12 protein-coding genes are annotated in these 12,724 nt (G+C 64.6%); 9 read left to right on the plus strand and 3 right to left on the minus strand.

Translation table 11 applies throughout. The annotated features are described in order from the left end of the window. Positions 1-23 precede the first annotated feature (23 nt). The 5 genes from I5M_RS28830 (at position 24) to glgA (ending at position 7,536) form a co-directional block, all read left to right on the plus strand. On the plus strand, positions 24-878 hold the full coding sequence (locus tag I5M_RS28830) for a ParA family protein (RefSeq protein WP_022724567.1): 855 nt from the start codon (positions 24-26) through the stop codon (positions 876-878). A gap of 345 nt (positions 879-1,223) precedes the next feature. Further along, positions 1,224-2,111 carry a ParB/RepB/Spo0J family partition protein gene (locus tag I5M_RS28835; protein ID WP_022724568.1) on the plus strand — a complete coding sequence of 296 codons (888 nt, stop codon included), beginning with the start codon at positions 1,224-1,226 and terminating at the stop codon, positions 2,109-2,111. Positions 2,112-2,241: 130 nt separating this feature from the next. Next, on the plus strand, positions 2,242-4,563 hold the full coding sequence (locus tag I5M_RS28840; RefSeq protein ID WP_022724569.1) for an FdhF/YdeP family oxidoreductase: 2,322 nt from the start codon (positions 2,242-2,244) through the stop codon (positions 4,561-4,563). A gap of 265 nt (positions 4,564-4,828) precedes the next feature. Then, a complete protein-coding gene (gene glgC, locus I5M_RS28845; RefSeq protein ID WP_031337991.1) occupies positions 4,829-6,085 on the plus strand; it encodes a glucose-1-phosphate adenylyltransferase in 1,257 nt (418 codons plus the stop codon). A gap of 2 nt (positions 6,086-6,087) precedes the next feature. Beyond that, complete coding sequence (glgA, locus tag I5M_RS28850; RefSeq protein ID WP_022724571.1) at positions 6,088-7,536, plus strand: glycogen synthase GlgA; 1,449 nt, start codon at positions 6,088-6,090, stop codon at positions 7,534-7,536. A 133-nt stretch (positions 7,537-7,669) separates the two neighbouring features. Here glgA and cysK read toward each other — a convergent pair whose 3' ends face one another. Beyond that, positions 7,670-8,680 (minus strand): cysteine synthase A, encoded by a 1,011-nt coding sequence (gene cysK, locus I5M_RS28855; RefSeq protein ID WP_031337994.1) that lies wholly within the window; start codon positions 8,678-8,680, stop codon positions 7,670-7,672. Positions 8,681-8,962: 282 nt separating this feature from the next. Between cysK and I5M_RS28860 the strand changes: the two genes are divergently transcribed. From I5M_RS28860 to I5M_RS28870, 3 genes are all read left to right on the plus strand, one after another. After that, positions 8,963-9,520 (plus strand): HNH endonuclease, encoded by a 558-nt coding sequence (locus tag I5M_RS28860; RefSeq protein ID WP_031337997.1) that lies wholly within the window; start codon positions 8,963-8,965, stop codon positions 9,518-9,520. A gap of 195 nt (positions 9,521-9,715) precedes the next feature. Beyond that, positions 9,716-9,925 carry a cold-shock protein gene (locus I5M_RS28865; RefSeq protein WP_031337998.1) on the plus strand — a complete coding sequence of 70 codons (210 nt, stop codon included), beginning with the start codon at positions 9,716-9,718 and terminating at the stop codon, positions 9,923-9,925. Positions 9,926-10,011: 86 nt separating this feature from the next. Further along, positions 10,012-10,245, plus strand: coding sequence for a hypothetical protein (locus I5M_RS28870; protein ID WP_022724575.1), 234 nt, complete (start codon positions 10,012-10,014; stop codon positions 10,243-10,245). 27 nt (positions 10,246-10,272) lie between these two features. Here I5M_RS28870 and I5M_RS28875 read toward each other — a convergent pair whose 3' ends face one another. Then, a complete protein-coding gene (locus I5M_RS28875; protein ID WP_022724576.1) occupies positions 10,273-11,130 on the minus strand; it encodes an FAD-dependent monooxygenase in 858 nt (285 codons plus the stop codon). Here I5M_RS28875 and I5M_RS28880 point away from each other — a divergent pair. Then, complete coding sequence (locus tag I5M_RS28880; protein ID WP_022724577.1) at positions 11,090-11,962, plus strand: MFS transporter; 873 nt, start codon at positions 11,090-11,092, stop codon at positions 11,960-11,962. The genes I5M_RS28875 and I5M_RS28880 overlap by 41 nt on opposite strands. A 7-nt stretch (positions 11,963-11,969) precedes the next feature. Here the strand turns inward: I5M_RS28880 and I5M_RS28885 are convergent. Continuing rightward, the coding region (locus I5M_RS28885; protein WP_031338005.1) for an anti-sigma factor at positions 11,970-12,724 on the minus strand (755 nt) is incomplete at its 5' end.

Consider the following 12,724-nt stretch of genomic DNA (forward strand, 5'->3'; position numbering starts at 1 on the left):
CGCCGCCAGAAGAAGCCAGGGCCATGACCGTACTCGATGAAATCTACCAGGGCGACCGCGCCAACACCGAGCCGGGCCGGCCGCGTATCATCGCGCTTGCCAATCAGAAGGGCGGCGTCGGAAAAACAACCACAGCGATCAATCTCGGGACGGCACTCGCTGCGATTGGTGAGCGTGTTCTGATCGTCGATCTCGACCCGCAGGGCAACGCCTCGACCGGTCTCGGCATCGATCGACGCAACCGAAACGTCTCGACCTACGACGTGCTGGCTGGCGAAGCGCCGCTGCGCGACGCGGTGGTTTCGACCGCCGTGCCGCGGCTGGCGATCGCGGCCTCGACCATGGACCTGTCGGGCCTCGAGCTCGAGCTCGGCCACGCCCGCGACCGCGCCTACCGGCTGCGCGACGCCATCGGCGCGCTCAACAACAACGTCGATCCGCCGCTCGACTACACCTACGTGCTGATCGACTGCCCGCCGTCGCTGAACCTGCTGACCGTCAACGCGATGGCGGCGTCGGATGCGATCCTGGTGCCGCTGCAGTGCGAGTTTTTCGCCCTCGAAGGTCTGTCGCAGCTGTTGCAGACCGTCGAGCAGGTGAAGACCAACCTCAATCCGAACCTCACCATCCACGGCATCGTGCTGACGATGTTCGACAGCCGCAACAATCTGTCGAGCCAGGTCGTCGCCGATGTCCGTCAGTTCATGGGCGACAAGGTCTACGACACCATGATCCCGCGTAACGTCCGCATCTCGGAAGCACCGAGCTACGGCAAGCCGGTGCTGGTCTACGATCTGAAATGCGTCGGCAGCGAAGCCTATCTGAAGCTCGCCACCGAAGTGATCCAGCGCGAGCGCGAACTGCGCACGACGCATTGAGGCGATGGCTGCGCGCGGCGACGCTGTGCGAAGTCATCCTTCGAGGCGCGCAAGCGCGCGCACCTCAGGATGACGGAGAGGCGGGTGCGGGGAGCGGCACAGCCACTAGCAGTTCGTCATCCTGAGGTGCGAGCGCAGCGAGCCTCGAAGGATCGGCTACAAATCGCCGGCCGTAGGGTGGGCAAAGCGAAGCGTGCCCACGCGCTGCGACAAGACCGCTTCGATAACTAACTGCGTGGGCACGGCGCTTCGCGCCTTTGCCCACCCTACGACGGACCGCAATGACGGCGGGTCACGGACACCAAGTAAGCGCGGAGTAACGATATGAACCCGAGGGAGCTGGCGATGGCCGACGAGCACCGGTCGCGGTTGGGCAGGGGCCTTGCGAGTCTGATCGGCGATGTCGGCGGCGAGGCCGCGCAGACCGAGCGGCCGCGCGCGCAGCGCAAGGTGCCGATCGAATTCATCAAGGCCAACCCGCGCAATCCGCGCCGCACCTTCACCGAAGCCGAGCTCGGCGAACTCTCCGACTCGATCAAGCAGCACGGCGTCATCCAGCCGATCGTGGTGCGCCCGGCGAAAGGCGCAGCCGATCGCTTCGAGATCATCGCCGGCGAACGGCGCTGGCGCGCGGCGCAGCGCGCCGGGTTGCACGAAGTGCCGATCGTGCCGGTCGATGTCTCTGACGCGCTGGCGCTGGAGATCGCTATCGTCGAGAACGTCCAGCGGGAAGACCTCAACCCGCTCGAAGAAGCCCGCGGCTATCAGGCACTGGCCAGCGAATTCAATCGCAGCCAGGAAGACATCGCCAAGATCGTCGGCAAGAGTCGCAGCCACGTCGCCAACATGATGCGGCTGACCAAGCTGCCGGACGATGTTCAGGACCTGATCGCCGCCGGCCAGCTGTCGGCCGGCCACGCCCGCGCGCTGATCGGCGTGCCCGATCCGTCGGCCGCAGCCAAGCGGATCGTCGCCGAAGGGTTGAACGTCCGGCAGACCGAAGCGCTGGCGCATGAAGAAGGGGTGCCCGAGCGCAAGCCGCAGAAGCCGCGGGTCTCGGCCGACAAGCCGCCAAAGGATGCCGACACGCTCGCGCTGGAAAAGCGGCTTGGTGACGCGCTCGGCATGAAGGTCGTCATCGAGGATCGCGACGGCAAAGGCACGCTGCAGGTTCGCTACAGCGACCTCGACCAACTCGACGACATCATCCGCCGTCTGGAAGCGGGCGGCTAGCGCCTGCTGGCGTACGCTGCGGCGTGATGCCGCGAATCCTCTGCGCACTCCTGGAACCCTGGTGGCAACGGCCGGTTAGGCCGTTGCTGGACCTTGGGCGAGGGGGCTGGCCGCGCACAGGATTCCCCACATGGCACAAGACGAAGCACGCACCGACGAAGCCCTCATTCCGGGCAGCTACGCGCCCGACGGCAGCACCGTGGAGTACAGCGGCCCCGCCGGCGGCTGGGGGTCGCTGCGCGGCATCGCCCGGATCTTCGGCAAGGAATGGGATACGCCGGCCGCAATCGAAACCTTGATGCGCCAGAACAAGCCCGAGGGCTTCATGTGCGTGTCGTGCTCCTGGGCCAAGCCGGCCGATTACCACACCTTCGAATTCTGCGAGAACGGCGCCAAGGCGACGCTGTGGGATCTCACCACTAAGCGCTGCACGCCCGAGTTCTTCGCTCAGCACACGCTCACCGAGCTGCGCACCTGGAGCGATTACGACCTCGAGCAGCAGGGACGGCTGACCGATCCGCTGCGCCTCAATCCGAAGACCGACAAATACGAACCGTGTAGCTGGGACGAGGCGTTTCAGGGCATCGGCGAGCGTCTGCGCGCGCTCGATCCGAAATCGACCGTGTTCTATTCGTCTGGTCGCGCCAGCCTGGAGACATCGTATCTCTACGCACTGTTTGCGCGCGTCTATGGCCACAATAATCTGCCGGACTCGTCCAACATGTGCCACGAGACCACCTCGGTGGCGCTGAAGAAGCTGCTCGGCGTCGGCGTCGGCACTGTGGTATTCGACGATCTGTCGAAATGCGACGCGATGTTCTTCTTCGGCCAGAACCCCGGCTCGAACAGTCCGCGCTTTCTGCATCCGCTGCAGGAGGCAGCGAAGCGCGGCGTCGAAATCATCACCTTCAATCCGATCCGTGAGCGGGGGCTCGAATACTTCACCAATCCACAGAACCCGGCCGAGATGATCACCGGCAAGGAGACTCAGATCTCCAGCCAGTATCATCAGGTCAAGACCGGCGGCGACGTCGCCGTGTTGGTCGGGCTGTGCAAGCATGTGTTCGCTCGCGACGACGAAGCCAAGCAGAACGGCAAGCGCGTACTCGATGCCGACTTCCTCAAGGCGCACACGCACGGTTTCGAAGAGTTCGAGGCCAAGGTTCGCGCAGTGGCATGGGACGACATCGAAGCCGAGTCGGGGTTGACCCGGGCGGCGATCGAGGGCGCGGCCGAAGTCTACGTCAAGGCCGAGAAGGTGATCGGCATCTACGGTATGGGCCTGACCCAGCACGCCCATGGCTTTCTGAACGTCGCGATGTTCGTCAATCTCTTGCTGCTCAAGGGCAATATCGGCCGTGAGGGCACCGGCATTTCGCCGGTGCGCGGCCATTCCAACGTGCAGGGCCAACGCACTGTCGGCATCAGCGAGAAGCCCGACCTCGTTCCGCTCGACAAGCTGGCCGAACAGTTCGACTTCTCGCCGCCACGCGATCACGGCATGAACACCGTTGATGCCTGCCACGGCATCCTGGCCGGCAAGGTCAAAGCCTTCATCGGGCTCGGCGGCAATTTCGTCCGTGCCATCCCGGAGCGCGACGCGATGGAAGATGCCTGGACGCGGATGCAGCTCACCGTGCAGATCGCCACGAAGCTCAACCGCAGTCATCTGGTCAACGGCAAGGCCGCCTATTTGCTGCCGTGCCTCAGCCGCACCGAGCAGGACATCCAGGCGACCAGGCCGCAAGCGGTGACGATGGAGGACACCTTCTCCTGTATCCAGGGCTCGGTCGCGCTGCGCACGCCGGCGAGCGAGAATCTGAAATCCGAAGTCGCGATCGTCGCTGGCATCGCCAAGGCGACGCTGCCCGACAATCCGAAGCTCAAATGGGACGACTGGACAGGCAACTACGCGCTGATCCGCGACGAGATCGCCAAGACCTATCCGGACATGTTCCACGATTACAACGACCGCATGTTCACGCCAGGGGGGTTCTACAAGGGCAATGCCGCCCGCGAGCGGATCTGGAAGACGCAAAGCGGCAAGGCCGAGTTCACGACGCCGGAACGGCTGAACTCGATTGGCTTCGAAGATGCGCCCGGTCGCTTCCGCCTGATGACGATGCGGTCCAACGATCAGTTCAACACCACGATCTACGGCTTCAGCGACCGGCTGCGCGGCATCGAGGGCAAGCGCGATGTGCTGCTGATGAATCCCGACGAGATCGAACGCGCCGGGCTGAAAGAGGGGCAGACGGTGTGGCTGGAGAGCGACGCCGGCGACGGCATTCCGCGCCGCGCCGGGCCGCTGAAGGTGACGCCATTTCAGATCCCGAATGGCTGCCTCGGTGCCTACTACCCGGAGATGAATCATCTGATGCCGGTCTGGCATCACGACGGACCGTCGAAGACACCTGCTGCCAAGTCGGTCCCGGTGCGAATCATGACCTGACGAAGGGCGGTGACGGGTCGTCATTGAAACGTCACCGCCCATCGTCACGTCTTGATCCCGAGCACAACACGGCGGGCAGCCAAATCCGCCGAAGGTCGGATGCGCTTTCAATTATTCAAACTACCGTCCGCCTCAACGCGTTGCCAGCGCCGAGCGCCTCGGTCACGATGGCATTGCAACAAAGCCGGCTTGCGCCCGTTCGGGGGCGATGCGATGAACGACAATCGGTATTGGCAACACGGCCGGCCGCAGCACGGGAAACTGCATGAGTAACGGTATGACCGCTCCACTCGCCCGCTACGCCATGGCTTATGTGCTGGCTGGAGGACGCGGCAGCCGGCTGATGGAGTTGACCGACTGGCGCGCCAAGCCGGCGGTGTATTTCGGCGGCAAGTCGCGCATCATCGACTTCGCCCTATCAAATGCGCTGAACTCCGGCATCCGCCGTATCGCTGTGGCGACTCAATACAAGGCCCACAGCCTGATCCGGCATTTGCAGCGCGGCTGGAACTTCTTCCGGCCGGAGCGCAATGAGAGCTTCGACATTCTGCCGGCCAGCCAGCGCGTCTCCGAAGAGATGTGGTATCGGGGCACGGCTGATGCTGTCTATCAGAACATCGACATCATCGAGAGCTACGATCCGAAGTTCATCGTCTTGCTGGCGGGCGACCACGTCTACAAGATGGACTACGAAAAGATGCTTCAGCAGCACGTCGACCAAGGCGCCGATGTCACGGTCGGCTGCCTCGAAGTGCTGCGCGAGGATGCCAGCGCATTCGGCGTCATGCATGTCGATGCGTCCGAACGCATCATTTCGTTTCTGGAAAAGCCGGACGACCCGCCGCCGATGCCCGGCAAGCCGAGCAAGTCGCTGGTCAGCATGGGCATCTATGTGTTCGAAACCAAATTCCTGATCGAGGAATTAAAACGCGACGCCGCCGATCCGAATTCGTCGCACGATTTCGGCAAAGACATCATCCCCTACATCGTCAAGCACGGCAAAGCCGTGGCGCATCATTTCGACAAATCCTGCCGCCGCTCGAGTTCTGAGGCGACGTCTTATTGGCGCGACGTCGGCACAGTCGACGCCTATTGGGCCGCCAATATCGACCTCACCGACATCGTGCCGCAGCTCGACCTCTACGACCGCGAATGGCCGATCTGGACTTACGGCGAGATCACGCCTCCGGCCAAATTCGTCCACGACAAGGAAGGTCGCCGCGGTGAGGCGATCTCGTCGCTGGTGTCGGGCGGCTGTATCATTTCGGGCGCGTCGCTGCGCTCGACGCTGCTGTTCACGGGCGTGCGGGTACATTCCTATTCGACGGTCGAAGGCGCGGTGATCCTGCCCTATGCGGATATCGGCCGCTCGTGCCGGCTGACCAACGTGGTGGTGGACGCCGAGGTGAAGCTGCCCGATGGCCTCGTCGTCGGCGAAGACCCCGAACTCGATGCCAAGCGTTTCCGCCGCACCGACAGCGGCATCTGCCTGATCACCCGGGCGATGATCGACAGGCTCTAACCATGACGCAGCTGACGGCGCTCTCGATCGCGTCGGAAATCTTCCCTTTGATCAAGACGGGCGGCCTGGCCGACGTCACTGGCGCTCTGCCGACCGCGCTGAAGCAGCACGACATCGCGGTGGTGACGCTGGTGCCCGGCTATCCGTCTGTGCTGCAGGCGATCGAGGATGGCCAGACGGTGCTCGATCTGCCGGAGCTGTTCGGCGGTCCGGCGCGGCTGGTCGCGGCGCGCTGCGGCGAGCTCGATCTGCTGGTGCTCGACGCGCCCCATCTCTACGCCCGGCCGGGCAATCCCTATGTTGGCGCCGACAACAAGGATTGGCCCGACAACGCGCTGCGCTTCGCGGCTCTGGCGCAGACCGGCGCGCGGCTCGGTCAGGGCCTCATGCCCGGCTATGCGCCGGACGTGCTGCACGCCCATGATTGGCAGACCGGGCTGCTCCCAGCCTATCTGCACTACAGCGGCAAGCGCGGGCCGAAGACCGTCTTCACCATCCACAATCTCGCGTACCAGGGCCAATTTCCGCGCGAACTCCTGGCCAGGCTCGGCCTGCCGGAGCGCGCCTACGCGATGGACGGCGTCGAGTATTACGGCTCGATCGGCTATCTGAAGGCCGGCATCCAGCTCGCGACCCGGATCACCACGGTGTCGCCGAGCTACGCGCAGGAGATCCAGGGCACCGAAGCCGGCATGGGGCTCGACGGCCTGCTGCGGCTTCGCGCCGGCGATCTGTCCGGCATCCTCAACGGCATCGACGACAAGGTCTGGGATCCGGCCTGCGATGAGCTGATTCCGGTCTCCTACGATGTCGAGACCATCGGCGCCCGCGCGCGCAACAAGCAGGCGCTGCAGACAAGGTTTGGATTGAAGCCCGCGGCGGATGCACTGCTGGTCGGCGTGGTCAGCCGGCTGTCGTGGCAAAAGGGCCTCGACATGCTGATCGAGGTGCTGCCCGAGCTGCTCAAGGGCGGTGCCCAACTGGCGTTGCTCGGCTCCGGCGACGCGCCGCTCGAACAGGCGTTCCGCGCGGCTGCGCTGACGTATCCCGGCCAGGTCGGCGTCGTGATCGGCTATGACGAAGCTCTGGCGCATCAGATGCAGGCCGGCTCTGATGCGCTTCTGGTGCCGTCGCGGTTCGAGCCCTGCGGTCTGACGCAGCTGTGTGCGCTACGCTATGGCGCGGTGCCGATCGTCTCTCGCGTCGGCGGTCTCGCCGACACCGTGGTGGACGCCAACGAAATGGCGATTGCTACTGGCGTAGCAACGGGTGTGCAGTTCACGCCCGTCACGGCGCACGCTCTGGCCGCCGCGCTCGCCAAGGCCCAAGCGCTGTTCGCCGACCACGCCGCCTGGCGCAATCTGCAGATCAATGGCATGACGACAGATGTGTCGTGGCGCAATCCGGCCGGGCACTACGCGAAGCTGTATCGGGAATTGGCGGACGCGTAGCTATCAACGAGTCATTCCGGGGCGCTCGCGTAGCGAGCGAACCCGGAATCTAGATCGATCCTCAATAATCTAGGGATTCCGGGTTCGCGCTACGCGCGCCCCGGAATGACCTGCACTTGACTGGGAGTGCGCCTCAACTTCCCACGCCTTCGAACAACGCAGTCGACAGATAACGCTCCGAGAACGACGGCACGATCGCCACGATGGTCTTGCCCTCGTTCTCCGGGCGCTTGCCGAGTTCGATCGCGGCCGCGATGGCGGCGCCGGACGAGATGCCGCCGGGGATGCCTTCGTGGCGGGCGAGCGCGCGGGAGGTTTCGAGCGCAGTGGCGCTGGCGATCTGGACGACTTCGTCGATGATCGAGCGATCCAGAATGTCCGGCACGAAGCCGGCGCCGATGCCCTGAATCTTGTGCGGGCCGGGCGCGCCGCCGGACAGCACCGGGCTCTCGACCGGCTCGACCGCGACGACGCGCAGCGACGGTTTGCGCGGCTTCAACACCTGGCCGACGCCCGTGATGGTGCCGCCGGTACCGACGCCAGCGACGAACAGGTCGACGTTGCCCTTGGTGTCGTTCCAGATCTCCTCGGCGGTGGTGCGGCGATGCACTTCCGGGTTGGCCAGGTTCTTGAACTGTTGCGGCATCACGGCGTTCGGCGTCGAGGCGATCAGCTCCTCGGCCTTGGCGATAGCGCCCTTCATGCCTTTAGCGGCCTCGGTCAGCACCAGCTCGGCGCCGAGAAATGCCAGCATCTTGCGGCGCTCGATCGACATAGATTCCGGCATCACCAGCTTCAGCCGGTAGCCCTTAGCGGCGGCCACATAGGCCAGCGCGATGCCGGTGTTGCCGGAGGTCGGCTCGATCAGCACGGTATCGGGCTCGATGATGCCCTCGCGCTCCATCGCCGCCACCATGGCGGCGCCGATACGGTCCTTCACGCTCGAGGCCGGGTTGAAATACTCCAGCTTGGCCAGGATCGTTGCCTTGACGCCGTTCTGCTGCGGCAGCCGGTTGAGCCGTACCAGCGGCGTGTCGCCATAGGCCTGGGCGATCGAGTCGTAGACCCGGCCGCGGCCCGGGGTGTGGCCGGTCGAGGCGGGCGAGGTAGCTTCGGCGATCTTGGCGGTTGCTGCGCTGGACATGGACGCCTCCGGGACTGTGTTCGGCTGATGGATGAGGGAGCTTTTGGGATCAGACCGCCGGATCGTGCCGGCGTCAATCAGCCCCAAAACATTGCAAAAATCGCCTCGTCGGGAACTCGATCCAGAGAAGCAATTTCTCTCGTGGCGACGGTAGTTTGGCCGATTTTTGCCGCCTTCGCGCCGGGCAAGATCGCCTTGGCCCTTCACAAGCCCGTCACGCTGATCGTAGTATGCCTTGCATGCTGCTTCGCAGCGTCGATCGACGGGGGTCAGGAGCGTTTCTTGAACGCGCATGTCTCACAAGGCGGTTGGCCGGTTCTGGTGCTCAACGCGGATTTCCGGCCGCTCAGCTACTATCCGTTGTCGCTTTGGTCGTGGCAGGACGCGGTCAAGGCAGTGTTTCTCGACCGCGTAAATATTGTCGAGTATTACGACCGCGCGGTCCGCAGCCCGAACTTCGAGTTCCGCTTGCCGAGCGTGGTGTCGCTCAAATCCTTCGTCAAACCCACCACCCATCCGGCCTTCACGCGGTTCAACGTCTTCCTGCGCGACAAGTTCGTCTGCCAATATTGCGGCGCACCCGAAGACCTCACCTTCGATCACATCATCCCGCGCTCCAAAGGCGGCCAGACCACCTGGGAGAACGTCGTCGCGGCGTGCTCGCCGTGTAATCTGCGGAAGGGCAATCTCACGACCGCGCAGGCAAAGATGTGGCCGCGGCAAACGCCGTTCGCCCCCACGGTGCACGAGCTGCATCGCAACGGCCGCTCGTTTCCGCCGAACTATCTGCACGAAAGCTGGCTCGATTACTTGTACTGGGACACCGAGCTGGATCCGTAGGTGGGATGTTGACAATCGGGCATGGAACCTGATCCCGAAATGTTCCTTGTTATTTGGCCCTGTTCGGGCTAAACTGGGAAAGTTCGATTAGCCGCTGTGCCTTTCTGAATGCGCCCGCGGGCTCCTTCCAAAGACATCCGATTAGTTGGATCGCGACGCGATGACGCCTCGCGTTGATATGCTTTGGAGACGACAATGACGACAGGTACTGTTAAGTGGTTCAACGGCCAAAAGGGCTTTGGTTTCATCGCGCCGAATGACGGCAGCAAGGACGTGTTCGTCCATATCAGCGCCGTCGAGCGTGCCGGTCTGTCCGGCCTCGCCGAAGGTCAGCAGGTTACGTTCGAACTCAAGACCGACAAGATGCGCGGCAAGACCAGCGCGGAAAACCTGCAGCTCGCCTGAGCGAACTGCTTCGCCGCGTCGCTTCGGCGGCGCGGTCTGGTGCGCTCGGCCCAAGTGCCGGGCGCCCGTCCCCACCGGAGGATGACATGGCCGGAAAAAGCAACGAGCCCTCGGAAGTCAGCGTCGAACGTGCGCGCCGCAAGTTGATGGCGCAGCAGGAAGGCCAGACCCGGATGGCTGAGATTCAGCGCGAGTCCGTCGCGGTCCGCAGCAACATGGCACGCCTGCGCGAATTGCGGCTCGCCAAAGAAGCCGAGATGCAGGCCGATGCCGCCGCGGCACCTCAGCCGCGCAAGGCAGCCAAAGCCCGCAAGCGTTGATCGCGGCGACCCAAACCTTCCTATTCGCTACACGACGCCGGCCGCTTGCCTGAGCAAGGCATCGGCATCGCAGTCGTCGCCCGCATAGGCGACGAACTGATCAGGACGGACCAGTATCAGCTCGGCCTGATACTTCTCACGGCCATCGTCCGCCGTGTCGGTGATCACCGTCAGCGGTACGCCAAGCGACTTCGCTGCGTCGACGAAAGGCTTGGTGCGAGCGGCGTCACTGCCGAGATCGATCAGCGTGAAGCCGTCGCCCAAGCGATCGAACACATTCGCGCCACCCGACAGCGGATGCGGCGCCAGATGATGACCTGCGCGGGCCTGATAGGCGTGTGAGCCGATCGCGCTGGGTGTGCCGGCGTGAGCGCCGATGACGATCGGCGAGCCTTCGTAGTTCGGCTCGAACGCGTTGACCTCTGCGGTGGCGCCGGTTTGCCTGAGCTTCCAGGCGGCTTCGAAATCCGCCTTGTCGCGAGCCGGATCGTGGGCGCGCAGGAAATCGCGGTCGTCCAAAATGCTCTTCTCGATGAAGAAGCGCGCCGTCGAGGCGAACACCGGACGGCGTTCAAGATCGTAACTGTCGAGCAGCGCCTCACTGCCCCAGCCCTGCAGTTTGGCGGCGAGCTTCCACGACAGGTTGACGGCATCTTCGAGGCCGCTGTTGATGCCGTAGCCGCCATAGGGCGGATGGCTGTGCGCAGCGTCGCCGGCGATGAAAACGCGGCCGGCGCGATAGCTGTCGGCGACCGCGAAACGCAGATCCCAGAAGCCGATGTGATCGAATTCGACGTCGAACGCGGCGCCGATGGCGCCGTGCAGGAAGCCTTCGAAATCGAAATTGTTCGCCGGCTTCTCGATCGGCGCCGCGATCGGCGGCATCGTCGCGGCAGCACTGATCCCGACGTTCGGCTGGCGTTCGGTGTTCGTGGTCGGTGGGCTTTGTCCCCTGCTGCTGGTGCCGGTGCTGCTGCGCGCGCTGCCGGAATCGATTCGCTTCCTGGCGCTTCGCGGCGGCCGCGACCGCGAGGTCGGCGCGGTGTTGGCACGGCTGGCGCCGTCGGCGCCAGGCCTCGATACGGCGAGCTTCGTCGTCAACGAGCCGAAGCTCAGTGGTCTGCCCGTGGCGCATCTGTTCACCGAGAACCGCACCGCCACGACGCTGCTGCTGTGGGTGGTGTTCTTCATGAGCCTGCTCGATCTGTATCTGCTGTCGAACTGGCTGCCGACGGTGCTGAACGATCTCGGCGTCTCGATCTCGGCGGCGGCGGCGATCGGCGCGGTGCTGCAGATCGGCGGCGTCATCGGCACCTTCACGCTCGGGCGGTTTGTCGACCGGTTCTCGTTCGGCGCTCTGGCGATCACGTTCTTCTGCGCCGCGATCGGGGTGGCGGCGATCGGCATGCTCGGCCATTCGGCCAGTCTGGTGACGCTGGCGATCTTCGCCGCCGGCTTCTGCATCGTCGGCGGCCAGATCTCCTCCAACGCGCTGACCGCCACCTACTATCCGACCGCGATCCGCTCGACTGGCGTCGGCTGGGCACTCGGCATCGGCCGCATCGGCTCGATCATCGGTCCGCTGGTCGGCGGCTATATGCTGGCCCGGCATGTCGACAACCAGACGCTGTTTCTGGTCGCTGCCGTACCGGCGCTGATTGCGTCCGCGGCTGGCTTGGTGCTGGCGATGATGAAGCGCCCGGGGACGGCGAACTAATCGTCGCTCACAACGCCTCGTACTGATCGTAGATGGCGCGGGCGATGCCGAGCAGATGGTCGCGGTTGGTCTGGGCCACCACCGCATAGCTCAGCTTCGCGTCGATCCAGGAAAATGCAGCCAGATTGCCGGTCTGTTCGAACCTGAAGGCGCTGGGCTCGCCGGCGCCGCCGGGCCGCACGTAGACAGTGACGCGGCGGCCCTGCGCATCTTCGTACATGAATTGCGCCGCCGGTGCCGCGCCGGATGGCAGCAGCCGTCCGCCGATCAGCTTGAGCCCGAGCGAGTCCAGCTTCGGCGCTGTCAGCTTGCGGCCGAGTCGCTTCGACAGCCATTTGACCAGATGGTCTTCCTGATCGGCCGCGACCTCGACCGGATGCGCGACCTCGACGGCGTAGGTTCGCCACGCCAGCATGGCATCGTCGGCGACTGGAGCAGCCGCCAGAGCGGTGGGACGGGTGTGATAAAGGTGCTCGGCCAGGCCGAAGCCGGCACCGCCGCCGATCAGCAGGCAGGCCAGCGCCGCCGCGATCGCCCCGGTGGTGCGCGTCAATGAGCCTCGGCGCGAGGCCTGCAGATGGGGGATGCTGAGCCGCGCCGGAATCGGCTCGGCCGCGATCGGCGCAAGCCGGGCACGTAGCGCGTCGCGATCGGCGATGTCGCTGTCGATCTGCGCTGCGACTTCCGGATTGGCCGCGAGGTAAGCCTCGACCTCGGCGCGGCGCGAATCATCGAGCCGGCCGTCCACATAGGCCGCCAGAT

Origin of the sequence: Rhodopseudomonas sp. B29, from assembly GCF_000333455.1 — a bacterium.
Lineage (GTDB): Bacteria > Pseudomonadota > Alphaproteobacteria > Rhizobiales > Xanthobacteraceae > Rhodopseudomonas.